Below are 23856 nucleotides of genomic sequence, written 5' to 3' on the forward strand. Positions count from 1 at the left end.
AACTACTAAGCCAAAAAAGGGGTTTGCTTATTATGAAACCCCCACTTTCCAACAGAAATTTCCTTTCTTGCATCTCTTTAAGACCGTAATAGTTATTCCATACCAAAAGCGGAAGGAGTAAATTCGGAACATAATTAAAATAGGCCATCAGCATCCCAGATGGGATTGAAAGAAATATCATCAAAGGCAATTTCCAAAGACTATTCTTTGTAAACGCGTCTACAACTGGAGGAACAATTAAACTAAAAATAATGAAGAAAGCAACTGTTTCCAAACACAAATATATTGCGCTTGCAAGGTTGCATGAAAGTTTGCCAGATTGAACCGGATTAGAACATGATTGCATATTCAGTAAACTCCAAGCATAAAAAGCCATTAGGCAGATAGCAAATAGCCCCAGAAATATTTTGAATATTAGAAAACTACCTTTTTGATTAGGTAAAACACCTTCTTCTTTCATTTTTCTACGCCAGAATTGTTCACTTTCTATGTACTTACTCGCCACCTTAATAGTATCTAATCCTAGGCCAGAAATTAGGGCTACGCACGAATGGGCTACTTTGTCGCTCTTTTCTTTTTCTCCGTTCAAGTGAGCCCAAGCAGAATTGAACGACGAACGCTTCATGTAATTTTGAATTTGCGAAATCTCATACTCACTTAAAGAGAATCTTTCACCTTCTTCGGATCCCCAACTTGCAGGTAGCCCAATTTTTATTTCATTTTTAGTATTTTCGTATACTTCAGCTAACTTTTTGGGAGCATTATGCATAACGCTTTCCTGTATCGTAATAATTTCAGAGATTTCCCCTATGATTTCATCTTTGTCCATGCGCTTTCCCTATAATAATAGTTTTACTAGCGTCAAATTAGACGGCAAGATCTTCCGCATACTCCAAATCATATTCTAAGTTGGAAAATGTAGTATTATGTTATCGCTGATTTTTACTTTGCTGTTTTTTAAGCTCAGAACCTTCGACCATTTTCGATAAACTGAATTATTTTCCAGCTAGTCTCCATAATGGGAGGTTTTCCCGTAACAAAAGAGTTTATGCAAAAATCCAACAATTCCGGATGAATAAAAACAGAAAGGGCAGCATGTTCACCTTGCACCCATTGCCAAGCACCACTCTTTAATAACCATGGATAAAGTTCCAATAGAAAGTCTTTGCCAATGTCATGTTTTTTTAAGATTTTCTTTATTTCAGAATTTTCAAAGCACAAATCAAAATATTCCTCCAAAGCTTTCTCTTTTTTTCCTGAAAACAAGGAATGAAAGGTTTCTTTAGTTAGAGAGGGGTGGATAACTCTTTGCAGTTTATAAGCTTTATAAAGCCATACCCTTGCTCTACACCAATTAAGAATATTTCCCATACTGCTTTCTGCCCCAACGATTAAAGTCTCTGTAAATATAACTGGCTGTAAACGACATGATACAATACAAATTATGTTGGCAATTCTAACATTTTCCAGTTAGATTTCCATTTAAAAAAGGGGAGCATCCCCTTTTAAAAAAGGAATCTACGAGAGGCGGGAGACGGAGTCTTTGAGGCCGGCCTTATGTTTCAGCTCTTCGTTCTTCGCCATGTCCTTTTCGAGGACATCCTTCGGCGCGTTCTTCACAAAATTTTCATTTGAGAATTTTTTCTCGAAATGCCCAATATCGGTCTCGACCTTTGCTACCTCTTTTTTCAGGCGTTCCAGCTCCGCCCTTTGTTCACGCCGCTTTCGCCGGAACAACACGGTGAATCCGGCAATAATGCAAATGCTTCCCGATTGATTATTTTGGATATTCCGGGTGGATTTGATAAAATCCATTCATCAGAAAAAATAGCGAGAATTTATAAACCTGTTTAACCATACTTGGGTCTGCTGACGGCAAAGCGATGCTGATCTGGATAGTTTTCATACTGTTCGTACTGTTGATGCTTGCCCTTGATCTCGGAATTTTTCACCGCGAACCCAAGGCTCCGTCAATAACCGAGGCGCTCGGCTGGACCTTGGTTTGGGTGATGCTTGCGCTAGGTTTCAACATTTGCGTATATTTCATGTACGAACGTCATCTATTCGGCCTTGGCCTCGCCGGGGGGGATGAACTCACCGGAACGGAGGCGGCCCTTCAGTTTTTTACAGGATACGTCATTGAAAAATCACTGAGCCTCGATAACATTTTCATTATCGCCCTCATATTCTCCTATTTCAGCGTAGACCTTAAATATCAGCACCGTCTTCTTTTCTGGGGAATCATCGGAGCGCTCATAATGCGAGGGATAATGATCGCGCTCGGTTACGCGCTGTTCACGACTTTTTGGTGGACAAGTTCCCTGTTCGGCGCGATTCTTATCGCGACCGCCGTAAAGATGCTTATTGCCCATCACGACAACCTTGAGCCGGAAAAGAATCCCGTTGTGCGTTTCGTAAAAAGGTTCTACCCTGTGACCGGTTCTTCGGACGGCGCCTTCTTTGCCGAAATTGACGGCAAAAAGGGGGTGACGTCGCTTTTCCTGGCGCTTGTAATGATTGAAAGCACCGATTTACTTTTTGCCATCGATTCCATCCCGGCCATTTTCGCAATAACAAGCGACCCGTTTCTTGTGTACACCTCGAATGTCTTTGCGATACTTGGCCTCAGATCACTTTATTTCGCACTTGCCGCCATGCTGGAGAAGTTCCGATACATGAAGACAAGCCTCGTTTTCCTGCTGGCATTCGTTGGTGTGAAAATGATCATGATCCCTCACTACCATATGCCTACCCACATTTCCCTGTCGCTGATAGCGGGGATACTCTCTGTAGGAATACTGGCTTCGCTTGTCGGAAAAAAGGGGGGGGATACTGCCCAGCTTGTTTCACCGCTGGCAGAGGAAATGACTAACCTGGCTATAACGACCTACAAAGCAGCCCGCCGGCTGGCGGTCGGCATCATCGGTTCAACCGTAGTCCTTGTCGGGATTATAATGATTTTCCTCCCCGGCCCTGCCATTGTGGTCATTCCGGCTGGCCTGACCATACTTGCGGGGGAGTTCGTTTGGGCCAAAAGACTTCTACGAAAAACAAAACTTACCATGAACCGACAGCTCAATAATTTCAAAAACAATAAATGACAACAAAGAGGATTCCACCTTTTGGGGCGGGGTTTACGAGAGCCTGTTGACGGAGTCTTTGAGGCCGGCGAGTTTGTTTTTCAGCTCTTCGTTCTTCGCCATGTCCTTTTCGAGGACATCCTTGGGCGCGTTCTTCACAAAATTTTCGTTTGAGAATTTCTTTTCGAAATGCCCGATATCGGTCTCGACCTTTGCTACCTCTTTTTTCAGGCGTTCCAGCTCCGCTTCGATATCTATTATCCCCTCTAGAGGGATGTAAAGCTCCGCGTCTGGATATACGGCGGTGGCGGACTTCTCCGGCCTCTTTACATTTTCAGAAACTTCCAGGCTTGAAAGCCGCCCCATGGAACTTATCGTCCTTCCGCTGTGAAGGATCCTTTTCACGTTCGCGGTGTTTGCCCGTACCAGCCCATTCAATTCGGTCTTGGGGGGTATCTTCAGCTCCGCGCGGATCGAGCGTATCGAGTTCAGTATCTCCATGACCAGCCCCATCTCCTTTTCCGCTTCCTCGTCGATGAGCTTCCCGTCATACACCGGATACGGCTCTATCATTATCGATTCGCCATGCACAGGCAGTTTTTGATATATCTCTTCGGTAACGAAAGGCATTACCGGATGAAGGAGCCTTAAGAGATTATCGAGAACATATACAAGGACTGCCTGCGACGTCCCCCTCTGTTCCGCGTTATCGGATAAGAGCCTCGGCTTCTGAAACTCTATATACCAGTCGCAGAACTCGTTCCATGTAAACGCATAAAGGGTATTCGCAAGATCGTTATACCTGAACTTCGTAAGCGCGTCTTCCGCAGATGTTATCGTTCGTTGAAGCCTGGAGAGTATCCACTTGTCGCTGACGTCGAGCTTCAGTCCGGAAATATCGGCGCCACCCTTGAATCCATCGAGATTCATGAATACGAATCTCGACGCGTTCCAAAGTTTGTTTACGAAGTTGCGGTAACCTTCGATACGTTTTTCCGACATCCTCGCGTCGCGCCCCTGCGACTCTCCTGCACAGAGGGTAAAGCGGAGCGCGTCGGAGCCGTATTCGAACATGATATCGAGAGGGTCTATAACGTTCCCTTTCGATTTGCTCATCTTCTTCCCTTCCGCGTCCCGTATGAGGGCGTGGATGTAGACCTTTTTGAACGGCGGTTTGCCGGTGAACTTCAATCCCATCATTATCATACGGGCTACCCAGAAGAATATGATGTCGAACCCGGTTATCAATAGCGACGTGGGGTAGTATGCTTCCAGCGATTTCGTTTTTTCGGGCCAGCCGAGCGTGGAGAAGGGCCAGAGCGCGGAGGAGAACCAAGTATCGAGAACGTCGGTCTCCTGCCTAAGGTTGTTGTTTCCGCATTTCTGGCATTTGTCTATGTTGTTCCGGGATACATTTATCTCTCCGCAGTCGTCGCAGAACCAAGCCGGTATCCTGTGCCCCCACCATATTTGCCTGCTGATGCACCAATCGCGGATGTTCCCCATCCATTCGAAGTAGGTGTTCTCCCAAGATTTCGGCACGAACTCTATATCGCCGTTCCGTACCGCCTTTATAGCCTCTTCGGCGAGCGGTTTTGTCTTTACGAACCACTGGAGGCTTAGAGCCGGCTCTATTACCGTCTTGCACCGGTAGCAGTCGCCGACGGAGTGGGCGTGCGGTTTTACCTCTTTGAGAAAACCGCGGCTTTCGAGGTCCTCCACCACCTTCTTTCGGCACTCCTCGCGGCTCAGACCTTCGTAATCGGAGGGGACGTTTATCATCTTCGCCTCTTGGTCCATTACTTTCACTATTTCAAGGGAGTGTCGCGCCCCTATTTCAAAGTCGTTCGGATCGTGCGCGGGGGTCACCTTCAGCGCGCCGGTCCCGAAATCCATCGCGACGTATGAATCCCCTATGACCGGTATCTCCCTTTCCGTTAAGGGGAGCTTAACTTTTTTCCCTATATATTTTTTATATCGGTCGTCCTCCGGGTTGACCGCTACGGCGGTATCGCCGAGCATCGTCTCCGGCCTGGTGGTGGCAACCGTGAGCGCGCCGCTCCCGTCGGCCAGCGGATAATCTATCTCGTAGATATGCCCTTTCCTGTCGGCGTACTCCACTTCAAGGTCTGAGAGTGCGGTGTGGCACCTTGGGCACCAGTTGGTCATATATTCGGCGCGGTAGATGAGCCCTTCCTCGTAGAGTGAGACGAAAACCTCGCGCACTGCGTCGGAGAGCCCTTCGTCCATCGTAAAGCGGAGCCTCTCCCAGTCGCACGATGCGCCGAGCTCCTTCAGCTGTTCGATTATCTTTCCGCCGTACTTCTCTTTCCACTCCCATACCGTCTCGATGAACTTCTCGCGTCCGAGGTCGTGACGCGAAATCCCATCTTTCTTTAGCTCCTTTTCGACAACGTTCTGCGTGGCGATCCCTGCATGGTCGGTACCCGGCTGCCAGAGCGTGTTGAAACCTTTCATCCTCCTGTGGCGGATAACGATGTCCTGCAGTGTCGCGTCGAGCGCGTGCCCAAGATGAAGAGAGCCAGTTACATTCGGCGGTGGTATGACGAGAGAGAAACAATCCTTTTCGGAATTCTCATCCGCGCGGAAGTAGCCTTTTTCGAGCCAGTAGCTATACCAGCGTTTCCCCACTTCCTTGGGATCGTACCGTTTTTCCAGTTCTTCGTTGCTCAATTTGCCCGTTTCATAAATAAGTGTGTGCGGCAGTTATTGCCAGATTGTTTCGAGAGTGGGATTTTACCCCGCATCGGGTGAATAATCACATCTTTTTTCTCGCGGATACCGATTCTCATGCCTTTTGGGAAGGAGGGGAAGCGGCTGAAGAGTTGCCGCCATTATTGAGTGTTAATCGGTATGCCAGCATGCGGCTTCCACCGAAGCCGGAACGGGAAGGGGCGTTATGCTTCCCCTTTTTTTATCTGGTCGATCGCGCTCTTTATCATCTGTTCGGCTATCTTGGGTGTTATCTGTGTTGTTATTTTCCCGACCATTCCTATAAGCTCCGGCATTGCCAGCTGAAAACTCTGCCCTACCATTTTGGATATCTCTTCCTTTACGGAATCCTCAACCTGCCTTTCGATGATGGATCTTACGCTCTGGTCGACAGCCTCCTTGATGGCGTGCTTTAAAATATCGTTACCTTCGCCGGTGATGAGGTTCCTTATGGCGTTTTCAAGCGCCTGCGCGGGGATGGTCGGCAGCGCCGACTCCGATTCATCGCCGTATTCGGGCATCGGGAGCCTTGGGGCCCTTTCGCGCGCTTCATCCTTATGTTCCTCCTGCAGGTAGTCCCACAGGGCATCCAGATCTGTTTCGTGATCCTTATGGTCGTCTTCTTCATGGTAGGTGGAATCAATTTCCGACAGCTTTTTTTCCGCTTCCTTTATCAGGTCGCTCGCTTCCTGCATCAATTCCGGCTCTTTTGAGGCGGCATCCCATAACCTCTCTTCATCGGATTTCTCATCTTCTTGCGGTTCCTCTACAAGGTTGTCCACCGAAATGGTTTCTCCACCGCCAGGCCCGAAAAGATCGTCGTCCGCTCCGGAATCCGAATCCCCAAGAACTCCTCCTCCAAACTCAGCCAGAACGTCTTCAAATTCGTCATGATCTTCGCCGTCATGGCTTATGTCGTAATCCGTCATCGATTCATCTTCCGGTTCCCCGCCGAAAGGGGGGGTATCGTCGCCGTAGGCTATCTCTTCCGAAGCCGGAGGAGCTGAGGCAATATTTTCAGCCGTATCGGAGATATCAAGATCGAGATCAAGCCGTTTCCTAGGCTTTTCCTCTTCATGCCAATCTGTATACATGGAACTTGAGAGCGGATTTTTCCCAAGCGGATCATCATCCGCTACGCCTGAGGCGGCGAAAGCCGGGGCTTCGATGTCGTAATCGATATCAAGATCTGTCTTGTCATCAGGCAATGAGTCGAGGTCGCTCTCTTCGGTCGTATCGTCTATATCGAGGTCGAGTTTTGAGGCTCTGTCGCCGTAGGTATCGAGATCCATCTCAGCATTCTCATCCAGACCGAAATCCGTTTCACTCTCTGCAAGCGGTTCGTCGATATCAATATCCAGGTCGAGTTTTGAAGCTCTGTCGCCGTAGGTATCGAGATCCATCTCAGCATTCTCATCCAGACCGAAATCCGTTTCACTCTCTGCAAGCGGTTCGTCGATATCAATATCCAAGTCGAGTTTTGAAGCTCTGTCGCCGTAGGTATCGAGATCCAACTCCGCCTTCTCATCCAGGCCGAAATCCGGTTCACTCTCCTCAAGCGGTTCGCTGCTATCAAGGTCGAGGTCGAGTTTGGAGGCCCTTCCAACCGGCTTTTCATCAATGTCGAGGTCAGTGACATCTCCATTATCGAATGACATCTGCCCCGTTTCATCTTCAAGTGATGTAAGGCCGAAGTCATCCACAAGCTCATCCGTGCCCGATTCAATACCGGCGGATGCCATTTCATTAAATTCCTTTTCCGCATCAAAAACCGGAATATCGCCACCTGCCGAAGCTACTCCTCCGTCAAACTGCTTGTAGGAATCAAGATCGCTCATTTCTGAAAGCGGCTCCATATCAATCCTGTCGAAATCTATATCGCTCGCCGTATCCTCCTCTACATCGGGAAGCTCTTCGATCTCCTCCGGAGCAGCCCCTGCCGGTGCAAGATCTTTTCTCCTATTAGAGAAAGGGATAGTAAACTCGTCCCCCTGAATGCCTATCGGCGGAAATATCCCCTTCCTTTTCGGGGCTTCCTTCTTCTTGTCGCCATTATCATCACTTTCCATTTCATACCTGTTCAATTTCGAAGAGACTACCGGCGCGTCGAACGGGCTTGTATAGGCCTCTATTTCACCCAAATCATCCAGTTCGTTGTCCAGGTCTTCGTCAAAATCGTCGTCCAGGTCATCGTCCAGATCGTTGTCCTCTTCCTCTATCTCCAGTTCCTCCTCATCGTCAATGCCAGACGAGACCGACGCGCCAACCACCCTTTTGGAGGTATCAAGCGTGATTATCTTCACAGGTTCATCGAATGACGAAACGCCGCTGAAATAATCAGCCTTGGCGGATGCCATAACCTCTTCAGCTTCCGTATGAGCCGCCGCTTTTGCCTTTATGTAGCTATGGAGCGTAGAGATAAATTCTTCGGACTTGAAAGGTTTTGTGATGTGGCCGTCGGCTCCTGCCTCCTCCCCTTTTTTGTCGTCATATTTTTCCAGTTCCCCGGAAATAAGTACGAAGGGGATTTTATTCGTTTCAGGATTGCCCTTTACCTGGCGGCAAAATTCAAATCCATCCATTTCCGGCATTGAGACATCGGAAATGATAATATCCGGGATATCGTTTTTAATAGCCTCAAGCGCTTCGCTACCGTTACCTGCAATTACAACATCGACATCCTCATTCTCAAGGGTGAGCTGTATCACCTTTTGCATGGTAACCGAATCATCGGCGAAGAGCAGTTTCATAGCCAAATTAATATTCCCGGAAAATTAATAATTCAAACATCCCACTACCATTATAGCTTAATACAATATCGTCTGCCTTTGCCCGAACATTAAGATAATGGGTTAAAAAAGCCAAAAAAAACAACATCTTTACAGGGCTTTTAAGATGAGAGACGGGATATCGGAAAGGTGGGCCACCTTGTCCACTCCACCCAGCTTTATCGCCTCTTTCGGCATCCCGAATACGACGCATGACTGCTCGTCCTGGGCAATATTGTATGCCCCCGCCTTTTTCATCTCGAGCATGCCGGATGAACCGTCGCCCCCCATTCCGGTAAGCATTACGCCTACCGCATTTGAGCCGGCATATTTGGCGGCGGAGGTGAATAGCACTTCAACGGAAGGCCTGTGCCTCATCACGAGCGGCCCCTGCTTTACTTCCACGCTGTATCTCGCGCCGCTCCTTCTGAAGAGCATGTGACTGTGACCAGGGGCAATAAGCACCCTCCCCGGAATTACAGAATCGCCATCCTTTGCTTCCACAATTTCCATCTCGCACAGGTCGTTGAGCCTTTTCGCGAAGGCGTTCGTAAATCCTTCCGGCATATGCTGTACTATGCAGATGCCCGGCGTGGAGACCGGGAGCCGCATAAGCACGTCCTTGATCGCCTCTGTACCCCCTGTGGAAGCGCCTATGAATATTACCTTGTCGGTGGTTTTTATCATGGACGAAGCGAGCACTTTCGGTTTGCCCGGCGGCTTTGCGTGCTGATGCACGGACATGTTTACCTTTGAGGCGGCCTTCACCTTATCTATGATCTCTGTTGTCATTTCGTCGAGACCACGCTTTACGTCGATTTCCGGCTTTGCGACAATTTCCACCGCGCCAGCCTCCATGGCCGCCATCGTAGTTTCGGCGCCATGCTGAGTTAATGAACTTACCATGACGACAGGCATGGGCTTTGACGCCATAAGTTTCCTGAGGAATGTGACGCCGTCCATTTTCGGCATCTCCACATCCAGGGTCAGGACATCCGGTTTTAGCTGTACTATTTTATCTCTGGCAATATATGGATCGGGAGCAGTGCCGACAACTTCTATTTGAGGATCCTTTGAGAGGGCTTCCGAGAGGACATTACGTACTACCGCCGAATCGTCGATAATAAGAACTCTTATTTTTGCCATGTGTCCCCCTAGAAATATTCTTCTTTTGAATCACAAAATGTTTTTATGTCCAGAAGCAAAATGGTCTTATCTTCCGTCTTTCCGACTCCTTGAATAAAATCGGTATTGATCCCGCCCAGCGCCTGCTCTGCGGAGACGATCATATCATCCTTGAATCTGACGATATCATCGACAAAGTCGACAAGTATTCCGGTGCGAAGACCGTCATTCTCAATAATGATAATATTTTCCCATTCGGAAGATTTACCCGATACATGCACCGATGCCGTACCATTGCCGCCAGCTGCATTTCCTGAGGCAAACTTCAGCTTTTTCCGCGCATTTATCACGGGGATGACCATTCCCCTCAAATTCATTATCCCCGACACAAATCCCTTTGCATGGGGAACCCTTGTCAAATTCTTGTTCAGGATAATCTCCATTACCTTGTTGATATCTACGCCATATCTTTCCTTCCCTAGTTGAAAGGTAAGAAACGCCTCCATCTTCTTCTCTTGAGGGGTGGAAGCATCTTTTTCAACAGTCCCCTCCGCCTCTAGGCTGACTCCCTTATCCGCAGGCCCGGTTTTCTTTTCTGATGCTGGAGATTCCTTCCCAGTCTGCTTACCGTCAGCCATTTTTGCGTTCTCCTGCTGACCACTCCCCCTTATTTCCATGCCGCTCTCATGGGCGGCTTTTTCCATAAGGGAGTGCATGTTATCCAGAAATTCGAACAGCCTGTCCAGATCCTTCTGGCTGACCGGGGTTTTTTCCTTCCTGAGCTTATCGAGCATGGTTTCCATCACTGTCGAAATAGTATGTATTTCTTTTAACCCAACAAGACCGGCATTCCCCTTTATGCTGTGCACAATACGGAAGAGCTCGCCTACATACCCGGCATTCGCATTGTCTTTCTCCAATGCCAGAAGAGCTGTTTCCAACTCATCCATATGGGTTTCCGTCTCTTCAAAAAACGCCAACAACGCCGGTGATAAAGTCATTTATTGCTCTCCAACCAGTCCGCCAACGCTTAAGACCAATCCAATGGATCCATCGCCCAGGATCGCTCCCCCCATGAGAGCCTTTACATGATGGAACACTTTGCCCAGGTCCTTGAGAACCACATTCTGCTGTTCAACGATCGCATCGGCCAGCACGCAACAGCTCTTTCCATTCTTCTGAATGATGAGACACACACCATCGCTAGGCTCTGATACCTTGGTTGGGATATTGAAAAGCGAATGCAATCTTACCAAGGGATAGATCTCCCCCCTGATATTAACCATTTCCGACTTTTCCTTGAGGGTGAATATCTCCCCTTTTCTAGGGCGTATCGACTCCCGCACATCTTCCACCGGAAAGATGAATTTGCTTTTCCCGACAGAGGTAACCAATCCGTTGATGGTGATGAGGGTAGTTGAAACCGGAACGGAAATTATGAATTCCGATCCTTTGCCGAAGGTCGATTCGATCTCGATTTTCCCCTTTGTGTCGATAATGGCGCCCTTCACAACATCCATACCGACGCCACGGCCTGAAATATCCGTAACTTTTTCCGCTGTCGAAAACCCCGGATTGAATATGAAGTCATAAACTTCCTTGTCCTGTAACTGGCTCCCTGCCTGCTGTGTGATCAGCCCTTTGCTTATGGCCTTTTCCAATATCTTATCTCTTGAAATCCCTGCGCCGTCATCCTTCAGCTTGATGAACAGGTTTTCTCCCTGTATTTCTGCCGAGATCACCACTTTTCCCCGTTCCTTTTTCCCGGCGGCTTTTCTCTTCTCGGGAGTTTCAACTCCATGGTCGACCGCGTTCCGAACCATATGGATTATCGGGCTTTCAAGCTTTTCCACGAGGCTCTTGTCGAGCATCACTTCCTCGCCGATCATCTCCACTTCTACATCCTTGCCGATAGCGGTGGCGACGTCCCTGATAATCCTGGGAATTTTCTGAAAGATGCTTTTGATAGCCACTTTTCGCACCTCGGAAAGCCCGTGTTGCAGTCTTAGCGTCAGCTCGGAATAGTTGAGGTTTGCGATTTTAAATTCCTTTGAAACGTGCTCTCCACCTTCGATAGTGCTCAGCTTTTTCTCCAGGTAGTTGAACACCTCGGATATGATTATCAACTCGCCTACATGATCCATGAACTCATCGACTTTTTCTTCCGATATGCGCATCGTTTTCTGGGAAGCGATGTTTTTCTTGAACTTCTGTTCCTCTTCCTTTTCTGATTCCTGTATTTTCAAGGCCTCCTTGATGTCTTCCTTTTTAACAACGCCCTTGGCTATGAGGTATTCGCCTGTCTTTTCATCCGGTTTCTTTCCTATCAGCGCCTTGCCAAGCGCGGTCCTGTCGACCTTCCCCATTTTTATAAGTATTTCACCTAGCTTTCCCACCTCCGGCACGACAGCGGCCTCCTCTCTCGGTTCTTCGCGCCTGTCGACTATCACCTTGCCAGATTCAATCGCAATGGCGGCGCCGCCAACAAGGTTTTGCGCCTTGCGAAGACTGTCTGAGAGTCTGTCGAGGATGGCAGCATCAACCTGTGAGGAACTTCGAATTTCATCCAGAACGAGAAAAGCTTCATTCAGGTGATCACTTACCGCCTTGAAATTATCCTTCTCTTTGCCGCTATCGACCGATATTCTCGCTTCGAGATTTTCAATGAATTCCTTCTCGTCCGGTAAAAGCTCATAATGTGTATCCCCTTCAGCGACTCTGTCGAACATCGCCTTCAGGTAATCTGTCCCCTTTAGCAGGTTATCGATGACAACCGGTCTCGCTTCCATCTTCCCTTTCCGTATGTCGTCCAGCAGATTCTCCAGCTTATGGGAGAACGACTGGATATGGAGAAGACCGAAAAAGGCGGAACTCCCTTTTATGCTGTGGACGGGGCGAAATATGGAATCGACTATTTTGACTTCGCCAGGATTTTTTTCCAGTTGTACGAACTTTTCATCAAGACCGTCAAGCGATTCAAAGACCTCTGCCAGATACTCTTTAAATATATCCGCGTCGTTTTCACTCATATTGGCCTTTTCCCAGTACCTTTTAAAACCATACTTTCCCAAATGCCCGGAATGCCGATGCCGCCGGACAACAGAAGATCAACCTGTCGCCTAATTTTATCGAAAAATGTAACATTCATTCCTGAAAAATATCTTCCCTCATTCAACTGCACAATGTAACAGATAAATACTACTATATCGGCAAAAACCCCGATATGCTTAACAGACCACCTATTTCTGATAAATAGTAGGTTGGATATATTTAAAATCGTTTTTCAGGCCGGTGAGGCTTTCAGAATGCCCGATGAACAGGTATCCCCCCGGCTTCAGGTGACGATGGAACTTCGCGACAAGCACCTCTTGAGTCGGCCTGTCAAAATATATCATGACGTTTCGGCAAAAGATGAAATCAAACTGGTATTTAAAGGGGAACAGATGATTCATCAGGTTAAACCTTTTAAAGGTTAAATACTTTCTGACGTCGGGCCGTACCCTCACCATCTCCCTGTTTTTAACAGGTTCGCCCTTTTGGAAATATGCCTTGAAATAATCAGGCGGGACACCATCCGTTTTTTCCTTCGGATAGATGCCGAGATAGGCTTTTTTAAGAACTTCGGTAGAGATGTCTGTCGCCAGGTATTTAATGTCCCAAGGGGGCATATTAGTATGCAAATGTGCCAGCAGGGTAAACATGATCGAATACGGTTCTTCGCCTGTTGAACAGCCTGCGCTCCAGACCCTGAAAACCGTATCGCGTGCCTTACCCTTTCTCTCTATCCACTCCGGTAAAACCGAATTCAGGAAGTTGAAGTGATTCATCTCCCGGAAGAATGATGTCAGGTTTGTAGAAATGTCATCCAGAAGCGGGATGAGCGCTTCACCGCTCTTATCACTGCTTACGAAATTATAATAGTCCCGGTACGATTTATAACCTTCTCTTGTAAGCCTCGCCCTAAGCCTTGTTCTTAAAAGCTCTTTCTTTGACTGGTTGAGCGATATCCCGCTCTGTTCGTATATCAGTTTGCGAAAAAGCTCGAAATCCTTGTCTGTAAGATCCTTCAGCTCAGGACGCAACTCTATTTTTTCAGAAGAAAATAATCCCATATGCCTTCACAATTGAAATAGTCCTGTTTATCATAATGTTTAAATTCATCTGACCCGACAAGGCAAATACCTTTTTCCCTACTCAATCTTTCTCCAATAGACCTTGGCAGATACAAGCCTTAGTTTGTGCGCATACTTCCTGTTCTCACCGATTCCGCGATTAACTGCGATGCGCAGCTGCAAGGCCGCGAAGAAACTGTGGAAAATACCTACTTTTCTTCCACTTTTGCCACCATTTCAAGCTCTGAGACTGACAGCACTTTTTCAATATCAAGGAGTATCTTCACCTTTTCCTTTACCTTGCCCATCCCAAGTATGAAATTCGTATCTACGGAGCTTCCGAATGAAGGCGGGGGGTCTATATTTTCTTTGGCAATATCTAAAACCTCGGCAACTGTATCGACTACTATGCCCAAAAGGAGATTGTTTACATTTACTACGATAATGCATGTCTCTCTGGTATATTCAACAGCCGGCATTCCGAATTTCAGACGCAGATCAATAACCGGAATAACCTTGCCTCGAAGGTTTATTACCCCTTTGATAAAATCCGGAACTTGCGGTACTTCGGTTATTTCCATAACGCTAATAATTTCACGGACTTTCAATATTTCCAGCCCATACTCCTCGTCCCCAAGAACGAAGGTTAAATATTTCCCTTCATTTGCCGACAAGTCGGCTTTTGCTTTTCTCACTTCCTCGGATCGAACATCGGCTTCGCTGACAGTGTCTTTCATCTTATTTAACCTCCACTGGTTGGTTTCTTTTTACTTATTATCTTCCGCACTCCATTTTATCCTTTATGAGGACACTAAATCAAAGACTCCTCCAACATCAATAATTAACCCAACAAGTCCGTCCCCCAGGATCGAACTTCCTGAAAAACTTTTTATCCCCTGAAGCCGTCTGTCCAGATTTTTTATCACAACCTGTTGCTGGCCCAGAAGGTCGTCCACCAAAAAACCTTTCCGTTTGGATTCGGTTGCAACTACTATCACAAGGGACTCTGTAACGTCTTTATTTCCGTTAGAACAGCCGAAAAGCCTGTTAAGACGAACAAGGGGAATAAGCTCGCCGCGCACGTTTACCATCTCCCCTTTTTCAACCACTGTGGTGAGTTGCGACTTTGTTGGCCGAATAGACTCCGCGATTGAGATGGTGGGGATTATGTACCTTTCATCCCCTACACGGACAAGCATACCGTCGACAATGGCCATTGTCAGCGGGAGTTTAATGAAAAATGTGCTGCCAACTCCAGATTTGGTTGTCACATCAACCTTCCCCCCAAGTTTTTCAACGTTCCTTTTGACAACATCCATCCCGACGCCCCGTCCTGATATCTCAGTTGCAACTTTTTGCGTAGAAAGACCGGCTTCAAATATGAGTGAAGTTATCTCTGCTTCGGAATACTCTCGGCCCGATTCGATAAGGCCGCGCTCCAATGCCTTTTCCTTTATTCTCTCGAGATTCAAACCCCTGCCGTTATCCTGAACCTCGATAACGACATTCCCCCCTTTATGGTAGGCTTTCAGCAAAATCGTGCCGTTCGGCGACTTGCCGACCGCAACCCTCTCCTCAATGGAATCTATACCATGATCGACGGCGTTCCTGAGAAGATGAACGAGGGGGTCATTCAATTCGTCCACTATCGTCCTGTCTATTTCGGTATCTTCGCCCTCTATCAGGAAATCGACCTGTTTTCCGGTTTTCCTGGCAAGATCCCTCACAAGCCGGTTCATTTTGCTGAAAGTCTGTTTCAGCGGAACCATCCTCAGACCCATGATCTGGTCCTGGATGCCATTGGTAATTTTTGCCATCTCGTTAATGTCTTTTAATAGCTTATTGTTCTGCTCGTTTTTCAAGACCTGGTTTTCACTGATTATCGCCTGCGCAATTACCAGCTCCCCCACCAGCTCCAGCACCAGGTTCAGCTTGCTGGTGTCAACCTTCACGGAATGCGCTACTACGCCCTTCTTTTTTATCAGCTGTTCCTGGACGGCTTTATCAACCGCCTGCTTGCTCGTGGCCCCCATTTCAACAAGAACTTCGCCAATCGGTTTTTCCTTTCGCTCCAGGGCCTCCTTCAGCTGTCTTGGAGTAACCGCGTTTTCCTGAATGAGGATTTCACCCAGCCGGGGATTTGTATCGTCGTCGTCATCCGCCTCCTTTGAAGCAAGGAAGAGTTTTTTATCGATGAGATCGACAAGAGGCTCCACGTTTATGCTTTCGCAAAATCCCTTGAAGTTCGGAAGCTTCTTTTTTCCCACTTCAACAGTTTCGCTTATCGCGGTAAGGCCTTTTTCAAGCATGTCCCTCGCCGCCAAAAGGATATCTATCACTTCACTGTCTACTGTGAGTATCGATTTTCTGGCCTGGTCCAGCATATTTTCAGTTTCGTGGCAGAAATAGTTTATTTCGTTCATCCCGAGAAACCCTGCGGCACCCTTGAGGCTGTGAAAGGCGCGAAAGAGGGAGTTTAGTATATCCATGTTACCCGTATTTTCTTCAAGCGCTATCAGGTCGGACTCGATTTTATTCAGAAGATCCGTCCCCTCATCCAGAAATCCTTCATAGATGACAACATCATTCTCGTCCAACAGCGTAATTTCCGTACGCGTAACTTTTTTCCCCTTCACCTTGTCCGCGTCTTGAGACGCTTCTTTTAGCATTGACGCGGTTAAATCCTCAATATTCATATCCAGGGAAACAGTTGCGGGCTCTACTTCCGGCTTTGATTTCGCAAAAGGTATCTCAATGCTGAACAGCTCCTTAAAACTGCCGATTAGCACCTCGACACGGGGAAGGATGTCTGAAATTATCGAGGTACCCTGCAGTACGTTCTTGGTTATTTCAACCCCTTCGTTGGTCAGTTTGATTACCTCCGGCCCCTTGCCAGCTTCGCCGTAACCCAGGATGTATTTTTCAAATACCTTGGATAGCCCTTTGAAAATTGCACAGAATTCCGGATTGTCGGACTTTGAAAAGATATCCCTCAGCTCGTCTATTTTCTGGCTTGCTTCGGCTATCTGCATCAAGTCGCCGAGCTTATCGTCCATCATCATGCAATGGACCGCGAGTTTATCCAGCTTCTCTAATATTTCTTCAGACATACCTGGCTTCGGTTCTCTCCATCTCTACGCTAGAGTTGTTCAAGGATATTACAATTTTTCCTTAGGCACCAAAATGGACAATGACTTCTTTTGAATATCCATTTTAACTGTAAAAAAAGGGCTAATCAAGCAAGTCTCCAAATACAGCTGGCGCTTCCGTCACGAGCCGTTCCAGAATTTTCCTGGAAATTTCCCTTATTTCCCACTGCGCGTTCTTCTCGGTCCTTATTGAAAGGATCAGCCTCCATTCCCTGAAATTGGCAGTTATAACGATCTCTGAACTTACCGCGTTCGGCAGGACAAAGCGGGCGTCCTCCTTGCGTATATCCATCCCTTTCAGCTTGCTGTATGCGATTCGGCTCTGCTCCATCGCCTCCCTGAATACCTTAAGCGCCTCGGGATTCGACGCGATCGAAGGGGGGGTAACTACCTTGAAATCCTCTTCGCTCACGTATCGCTGGGACTGCTGGGAAAAGGAAGCAAGCCTGTGCCTCACCAGCTGGTGCGTAAAGGCTCTGGAACCCCCTTTTATCCTGAAAGTTGCCGAGGCGTGCTCCAGAACCGAGTGATGTCCGCTCTTTACCAGCATCTGGATAAACCGCTTTGCGGAATCGTCGGTCATCTTCTCGAACGAGAGGTAACATGTTCTCCCCGCCTCCTCAATCAACCTCTCCGCATTCGGTGTTATTGAAAGAAGTTCTACCTCTGCCGCGCCTGATTCTTCCTGATTTTTCATATTCCACAAAGTCCCTTTTTATGAATGATATTTAGATTCACTTCCCTGAAATTCTACCAATACTTCATCTCCGAGGCTTGTGAAAAGTTTCCAAAATACCGGGATTACGCTCTATCGGCAGATATCAGGAAATAATGAATCCCCCAAATATGATATAAACATCCGGATGAAGGGAATGATACTCGCCGCGGGGCGGGGAAACAGGCTGAGACCGGAAACGGACACGCTACCCAAACCGCTCTTCAAGATAGGCAATACCAACATGATAAGGAACGCCCTGGGATACCTCCTGGCGAGCGGCATCACCGATATCGCCGTGAACCTTCATCATCTCGGCAAACTGATCGAGAAAGAGCTTTCATGGAACGTCCGCGACAGGATAAACCTTCATCTTGTGCACGAAGAGATAATGATGGGAACGGCTGGCGGAATAAAAGGGGCCGAAGATTTCCTTTCGGGCTCTACCTTCGCTGTCATCAACAGCGATATCCTCACCGACATCAACCTTGAGGAAGCGATTGCGATACACCGCTCCAACAACGCCTTGGCTACCCTGGTCGTGCGCGACAATCCGCAACCATCCAGCATCAGCACCCTCAGCGCACATACCGACGGGAGGCTTGCGCGGTTCATCGACACGAAAGCCCCATGCTACAACCTGGAAAATCTTGACCCCGTGCTCAAAATGTTCACGGGGGTTGCCGTCTATTCTCCTGAAATTTTTAAGCATATCCCCGGCGGGAGGCCGTGCGACATCAGCACGGAAGTTTTTCCGAAATTAATTGAGGCAGACCTCCCCGTTTACACTTATAATCACAAAGGTTACTGGGCGGATATAGGAACCCACCAGAGTTTCACCGCCGCCAGGATGGATGTTGCCTTGGGCAAATTTAAAACTTTTCCAATACAGGATACGCATAAGGAATGAAGGCACTTTACTACGAAAAAAAACTTGCGTTTCGCGATGATCTCCCAAAACCGACGCCGAAGAACGGCGACGCGCTGGTCAAGGTCGTAAAAAGCGGAATATGCCGGACAGATATTGAGATCGCCAAAGGGTACATGGACTTTACCGGCATACCGGGGCATGAATTCGTCGGTATCGTGGAAGATGCATCCGACAAGTCACTCATCGGTGACAGGGTCGTAGGGGAGATAAACTGCGGCTGTGGAGAGTGCTACGATTGCAAATCAGGCAACCACCACCACTGCAACAGCAGAACCGTTCTCGGCATCAAGAACCACAACGGCTCGTTCGCGGAATACCTCACGATCCCTGAAAAGAACCTGCATCACATTCCAGAAGCGCTGAGCGACGACGAAGCGATGTTCGTGGAGCCTCTCGCCGCCGCTTTTCGCGTGGCCGAGCAGGTGGTCGTGATGAATACCGATTCGCTGGTACTGGGTGATGGCAAGCTCGGCATACTGATAGCCCAGATAATCGCATTCCTCAAGGGGGACGTGACGCTTTGCGGAAAATACCCTGAAAAGATGAAACTGGTTGATGGAAAGAATATCGCGACCTTAACTCTCGACGAACTGAAGGAAAAGAGGCTTTACTCCATTGTAGTAGATGCTACCGGCAATCCGGACGGGATCAAGACAGCCCTCGCCCACACCAAGCCGAGGGGAACATTGATACTCAAAACCACAATCGCCGCGAATGAACCACCGCAGATCGGCCCGGCGGAACTGAACCATATCGTCATAAACGAAATAACGGTGAAGGGCTCAAGGTGCGGCCCGTTCGTCCACGCCATCACGCTTCTGGAACAGCAGTTGATAGCCGTCACGCCGCTCATCGAGAAAACCTTCCCGCTTGAAAAAGGGCTTGAAGCGTTCGAAGCGGCAAAAAGGCCGGGCGCGCTGAAGATTTTGATAGGTAATTGAAGAGATGTTTCCGGTATTGCTTAAAATCGGCCCGGTAACCCTTTACTCGTACGGGCTGATGATCGCGACCGCGTTCCTTGTCGGCGCACTGCTCATTTCAAAACGCGCAGAGATCGAAGGTGAAGATCCGCAAAAAGCGCTAGACCTCGCCTTCTACTGCATCGTCGCCGCGCTTATCGGCTCGCGCCTCCTCTATGTAATTGTTGAATGGGAATCGTACATCTCAAGGCCGCTGAACGTCTTCAAGGTTTGGGAAGGTGGTCTCGTATTCTACGGCGGATTCATCGGCGCCGCCCTTACCGGATTCTGGTTTGTGCGGAAGGAGAAACTTCATCCGTGGAAAATGGCCGACCTCGCCGCGCCATCCATCGCTCTTGGCCACTCCATCGGGAGGCTCGGTTGCCTCTTTGCCGGGTGCTGTTACGGCGGCCCGACCGATTCATGGATAGGTATCACCTTTACCGACCCTATGGCTATCGCGCCGAAAGGTATCGCGCTCTACCCTACCCAGCTTTTCGAGTCGTTTGTAGAGTTCAGCATATTCCTGGTATTGATAGCGGTACGCCCGCACAAGAAATTCCACGGACAGCTCTTCCTTATGTGGATGTTCCTCTACGCGCTCGGCAGGTTTATCGTCGAATTCTTCAGGGGGGATGACAGGGGAGCGTTCATGTTCGGCTTCAGCCCTTCGCAAAGCATCGCCATTGCGGTATTTCTTCTGGCAGGCATTCTCCTCACTAAACTCCTATCATCAAACAGGAACTCCAAGAAACTCTAGCCCCCTTTCCCAATAGGTGAAAAGGGAGATAATGCTCCAGAAACCATTCTTTACAATTTATTACCAAATAGATCGGTGAGATAGCCCTTTAACAGATAAAATATATCAAGATGAAAAAAGAGACGGCACCGGAAACCAGCGGATTGACAATCCGTTATGCGCGCGCATACGACTTGATGTTGACCGCCATGACCTTCGGTCTGGAAAAAAGTTTCAGGAAGACGTTCCTCGATCTCGTCTCACTTAAAACGGGGGAATCGGTTCTCGATGTCGGCTGCGGTACAGGTACACTTGCCATCGCCGCGAAGAACCTTGTCGACGAAACCGGCTCTGTATCCGGAATAGACGCGGCGCCTGAGATGGTCGAACGCGCGAGGAAAAAAGCTGAAAGGGATGGAGCGAAGATAGATTTCCAGACTGCCGTTGCGGAAAAGCTTCCATACCCAGATGGGCATTTTGATGTAGTTCTCAATACGCTGATCATGCATCACCTTCCGGCAGATATACGCGGAAGTGCATTGGAGGAGATGCGGAGAGTGCTGAAACCTTCCGGCAGGATGCTGTCAGTCGATTTTCAGCTGCCGAGGTTTTTCCAAAAGGAGAACGCACACGGCGGATGGATACGAAACGCCATTGAGAAAGCTGGATTCAATGTTACTGAAAGCGGACGCACCAGGTTCATGATCCTCGCCTACGTCCTATCCACCCCCGGCAAGTGATCGGTTGAAATTTTTTAAATAATAGACCGATTCAGTGAGAACTGCCTGATCCTCACATTTTGAATCGCCACTTCTCCTTACCTGTGACCGCATTTATCGCAAACAGGAAATCTTTAGCGGTTGCAAAATAGGCGGTATCATCTACTACCACTGCGCGTGATTCTATCTCACCATATGCTCTAGTTTCCATAACATCAAATTTCCATTTATGACGCCCGGTGTATGCGTCCAACGCAAAAAGATCGTAATATGTAAAGTAGGCCATATCGCCGTAGGCTGATACCGCGTATGCCCCTCCGGTGCACTCTCCCTTGTTTATGTTCCACTTTTCCTTGCCGGTATTTGTATCTATTGCATAGTCATGCCCCCACGAATCGTCAGTCCATCTTTCTGCTCCGTAATATGCGATACCGTTGTGGATCACTGGTGAGGAGGTTAAACCTTGCATAGCCTCATATCTATCTTTTTCAACGCCTGTATAAGCATCAAAAATAAACAAGAAGTTATCCCATAGATAAACGAGGCCATTCGTTACCGTGAATTTAGAGGGCACCTCCGTTTCACCTGCATATCGCCACTTCTCGTTGCCCGTGATGGCGTCGAGCGCGTAGAGGCTATTATTTTCACCGCCGTTCACATATATGATCCCGTTGGCGTAGCTCATCGTTGAAATATTCTTTGCAAAATTACCCCACTCCACGGAATATTCCCACCGCAGACTTTCAGTCACCAAATCGAAAGCGTACACGCTTTTGGAATCGTGATAATAGAACATTCCGTTGGCAACGGCAGGGTGGGCTTGTATGCTCCCAAATCCAGTATCAAATTCCCGGACCACAACGCCGGTATCTATGTTAAGGCCACGGATCATCCCTTCGGCTTCCACAAACCATAAGAGACCGTTGTATATGGCGACGCCGGTAATTCTTGGTTGATAATAACTATCTTTCGCAAAGGTTAAGGCGAACTTCCACTTCTCAACCCCGGTATCGGCATCGACCGCGTATATGAAACCGCTATTGCTTGCCAGAAAAAGAGTGCCTCCAAAAACGAGTGATATCTCCCTTTCAATTGGCCTGTATCCAGAATAGGCGCAGTCCTTACCGTATTGGCAACCTGAAAGGAGGAACATGGCAAAACAGGCAATAACGAACAGCGGTTTTCTCAATGTAAACCATCCTTTGTCTGCTTAAGGACTTTTATCAGGCAAAGATGCGGGGAGTAGTTATGCGACGCTCAACGGTCTTAATTATAGCACTCCGGCGCAATCATATCAAAAAGGAAATTCTCAGATCATCTATACATTCATTGACAACTTTAAATTGCTGGAATCCTATAGTTTTCCCACTAGCAAATTTCGCCTATTATTACACCTCCGCCCCAGGCAAGTGATCGGTTGAAACTTTTTAAGCTATAGACCGATTCAGTGAAAACTTCCTGATCCTCACATTTTGAATCGCCACTTCTCTTCACCCGTGACGGCATCTACGGCGTAGAGGTAACCACCTTTTTCAGCATACCGTGCCCGAAAATATATCGTGCCTTCGGAGATGACAAGGGGAGAACTTGCAACATTTTCCGGTTTAAACTCCCATTTTTTTCGGCCTGTCTCTGCGTCATGCGCGTATATGTCCCAAATTGAGTAATAGGCGGTATTGCCGGATGCGGCGGCAGTTACTGGAGCATGCGTGCATTCTCCCCTATTGATCTTCCATTTCTCGCTCCCATCAGTTACGTTGACCGCGTAAAAATACCCGGTGGGTGATTGATTATGGCTTGCGCCGAAGAATGCAGCCCCGCCTGAAACTGCCGGAGGAGTAGTTATGTATGATTGCGCCTGAAACCTCCACTTTTCCAAACCGGCGCTATTATCAAGAGCAAAAAGAGTATTATCGCCTCGAAGGAAAACAGAGTCACTTGATACTACTATAGGATCCCGCAAGGTTTCACCCAGAACATTGCTCCATCTCTTCTCCAGTGTCGTTTCGTCAAGCGCAGTGATGGAACCGACGCCTTCCCGGGAGAGATAGATCAAGCCTCCTGTAGATAAAACAGGAAATCCATAATCAAAAATGGCGGGGACAATAGGCTGTTCGGTTTCGATATCTATCGCGTAGAAGTTGCCGGAGACTGAATAGTAGATCACTCCGCCGGCTATTGTGATCTTGCCGTTAAAAATAGGGATCTCTGTCTGAATCCCCTTTAGCTTATCTCCGGTATCAGGATCGATCCCAAATATCTTTCCATCGGAATCAAGAAACCACACCAGGGAGTTGTAAACAACCATATTGGAGCTTGCTGGATAATAGTGAGGATAGGTATCAGTCAAGGCCTCATATCTCCACTTCTCAAGGCCGGTAACAATATCTACCGCGTAAAAGTTGCCATCTTCTCCTGCCAGATATGCAGTCCCGTTATATATTAACGGTGTATCTCCGTCAGCACGGGGCGGTGAATCCATACCGCAAGAGCCTGACGTAGCTCCGCATGAACTGATCGCAATACCGGCAAGTGCGACACAGGCGATGACGAACAGCGATTTTTTCATGGTTAACCATCCTTTATCTGTTTGAGGACTGTTATCAGGCAAAGATGCGGTGAAGTGATTATGCGACGCTCAACGGTCTTAATTCTAGCACTTTCGCATACTCCTATCAAGAAACATGTCCCATATTGAACGAATATCAATTGGTGATTAAAGCGTTTTTAACGATGGCATTTCCGGATGCTTGATAGCTTGAATTGAACAACAATTCAAAGAACCCGGCCTGAAAAATATACAAAGCCCCTTTTCTCCTTAAAAGA

General features: G+C 47.9%; 19 protein-coding genes. 5 read left to right on the plus strand and 14 right to left on the minus strand.

Translation table 11 applies throughout. The annotated features are described in order from the left end of the window. The 3 genes from OEY64_06080 to OEY64_06090 form a co-directional block, all read right to left on the minus strand. The coding region (locus tag OEY64_06080; GenBank protein MDH5542515.1) for a hypothetical protein at positions 1 to 829 on the minus strand (829 nt) is incomplete at its 3' end. A gap of 134 nt (positions 830 to 963) precedes the next feature. Then, positions 964 to 1371: a hypothetical protein gene (locus OEY64_06085; GenBank protein MDH5542516.1), complete on the minus strand. Its 408-nt coding sequence runs from the start codon at positions 1369 to 1371 to the stop codon at positions 964 to 966. Positions 1372 to 1518: 147 nt separating this feature from the next. After that, on the minus strand, positions 1519 to 1737 hold the full coding sequence (locus OEY64_06090; GenBank protein ID MDH5542517.1) for a hypothetical protein: 219 nt from the start codon (positions 1735 to 1737) through the stop codon (positions 1519 to 1521). A 146-nt stretch (positions 1738 to 1883) separates the two neighbouring features. On the opposite strand from OEY64_06090, the gene OEY64_06095 reads away from it, so the two are divergent. Beyond that, positions 1884 to 3101, plus strand: a complete 1218-nt coding sequence (locus OEY64_06095; protein MDH5542518.1) for a TerC/Alx family metal homeostasis membrane protein — start codon at positions 1884 to 1886, stop codon at positions 3099 to 3101. 33 nt (positions 3102 to 3134) lie between these two features. On the opposite strand, the gene OEY64_06100 is transcribed toward OEY64_06095, so the two are convergent. From OEY64_06100 to thyX, 9 genes are all read right to left on the minus strand, one after another. Then, the gene (locus OEY64_06100) at positions 3135 to 5774 is read right to left on the minus strand and encodes a valine--tRNA ligase (GenBank protein MDH5542519.1); all 2640 of its coding nucleotides are present in this window, start codon (positions 5772 to 5774) and stop codon (positions 3135 to 3137) included. A 224-nt stretch (positions 5775 to 5998) separates the two neighbouring features. Beyond that, positions 5999 to 8563 (minus strand): response regulator, encoded by a 2565-nt coding sequence (locus OEY64_06105; GenBank protein MDH5542520.1) that lies wholly within the window; start codon positions 8561 to 8563, stop codon positions 5999 to 6001. A 129-nt stretch (positions 8564 to 8692) separates the two neighbouring features. Further along, a complete protein-coding gene (locus OEY64_06110) occupies positions 8693 to 9727 on the minus strand; it encodes a chemotaxis response regulator protein-glutamate methylesterase (protein ID MDH5542521.1) in 1035 nt (344 codons plus the stop codon). An 8-nt stretch (positions 9728 to 9735) separates the two neighbouring features. Further along, entirely contained in the window at positions 9736 to 10707 is a 972-nt protein-coding gene (locus OEY64_06115; protein ID MDH5542522.1) for a chemotaxis protein CheW, read from the minus strand. Then, a complete protein-coding gene (locus OEY64_06120; GenBank protein ID MDH5542523.1) occupies positions 10708 to 12735 on the minus strand; it encodes a chemotaxis protein CheA in 2028 nt (675 codons plus the stop codon). It abuts the gene before it with no gap. A 210-nt stretch (positions 12736 to 12945) separates the two neighbouring features. Beyond that, the gene (locus OEY64_06125; GenBank protein MDH5542524.1) at positions 12946 to 13818 is read right to left on the minus strand and encodes a methyltransferase domain-containing protein; all 873 of its coding nucleotides are present in this window, start codon (positions 13816 to 13818) and stop codon (positions 12946 to 12948) included. Between the two features lie 209 nt (positions 13819 to 14027). Beyond that, complete coding sequence (locus OEY64_06130) at positions 14028 to 14555, minus strand: chemotaxis protein CheW (protein ID MDH5542525.1); 528 nt, start codon at positions 14553 to 14555, stop codon at positions 14028 to 14030. A gap of 63 nt (positions 14556 to 14618) precedes the next feature. Next, on the minus strand, positions 14619 to 16928 hold the full coding sequence (locus tag OEY64_06135; GenBank protein MDH5542526.1) for a chemotaxis protein CheA: 2310 nt from the start codon (positions 16926 to 16928) through the stop codon (positions 14619 to 14621). A 121-nt stretch (positions 16929 to 17049) separates the two neighbouring features. Then, on the minus strand, positions 17050 to 17664 hold the full coding sequence (gene thyX, locus OEY64_06140) for an FAD-dependent thymidylate synthase (protein MDH5542527.1): 615 nt from the start codon (positions 17662 to 17664) through the stop codon (positions 17050 to 17052). A gap of 175 nt (positions 17665 to 17839) precedes the next feature. Here thyX and OEY64_06145 point away from each other — a divergent pair, with 175 nt between their 5' ends. The 4 genes from OEY64_06145 (at position 17840) to OEY64_06160 (ending at position 21051) form a co-directional block, all read left to right on the plus strand. After that, on the plus strand, positions 17840 to 18592 hold the full coding sequence (locus tag OEY64_06145) for a nucleotidyltransferase family protein (GenBank protein MDH5542528.1): 753 nt from the start codon (positions 17840 to 17842) through the stop codon (positions 18590 to 18592). After that, positions 18589 to 19554, plus strand: a complete 966-nt coding sequence (locus OEY64_06150) for an alcohol dehydrogenase catalytic domain-containing protein (protein MDH5542529.1) — start codon at positions 18589 to 18591, stop codon at positions 19552 to 19554. Before OEY64_06145 ends, OEY64_06150 begins: the two co-directional genes overlap by 4 nt. 4 nt (positions 19555 to 19558) lie before the next feature. Next, the gene (gene lgt, locus OEY64_06155; protein ID MDH5542530.1) at positions 19559 to 20332 is read left to right on the plus strand and encodes a prolipoprotein diacylglyceryl transferase; all 774 of its coding nucleotides are present in this window, start codon (positions 19559 to 19561) and stop codon (positions 20330 to 20332) included. A gap of 110 nt (positions 20333 to 20442) precedes the next feature. Continuing rightward, the gene (locus tag OEY64_06160; protein MDH5542531.1) at positions 20443 to 21051 is read left to right on the plus strand and encodes a class I SAM-dependent methyltransferase; all 609 of its coding nucleotides are present in this window, start codon (positions 20443 to 20445) and stop codon (positions 21049 to 21051) included. A 52-nt stretch (positions 21052 to 21103) separates the two neighbouring features. Here OEY64_06160 and OEY64_06165 read toward each other — a convergent pair whose 3' ends face one another. Together OEY64_06165 and OEY64_06170 are read right to left on the minus strand one after the other, a co-directional pair. After that, positions 21104 to 22219: a PQQ-binding-like beta-propeller repeat protein gene (locus OEY64_06165; protein ID MDH5542532.1), complete on the minus strand. Its 1116-nt coding sequence runs from the start codon at positions 22217 to 22219 to the stop codon at positions 21104 to 21106. Between the two features lie 276 nt (positions 22220 to 22495). Beyond that, entirely contained in the window at positions 22496 to 23599 is a 1104-nt protein-coding gene (locus tag OEY64_06170; protein MDH5542533.1) for a PQQ-binding-like beta-propeller repeat protein, read from the minus strand. Between the last annotated feature and the right edge of the window lie 257 nt (positions 23600 to 23856).

It is taken from the genome of Nitrospinota bacterium (assembly GCA_029881495.1).
GTDB lineage: Bacteria > Nitrospinota_A > UBA7883 > JACRGQ01 > JACRGQ01 > JAOUMJ01.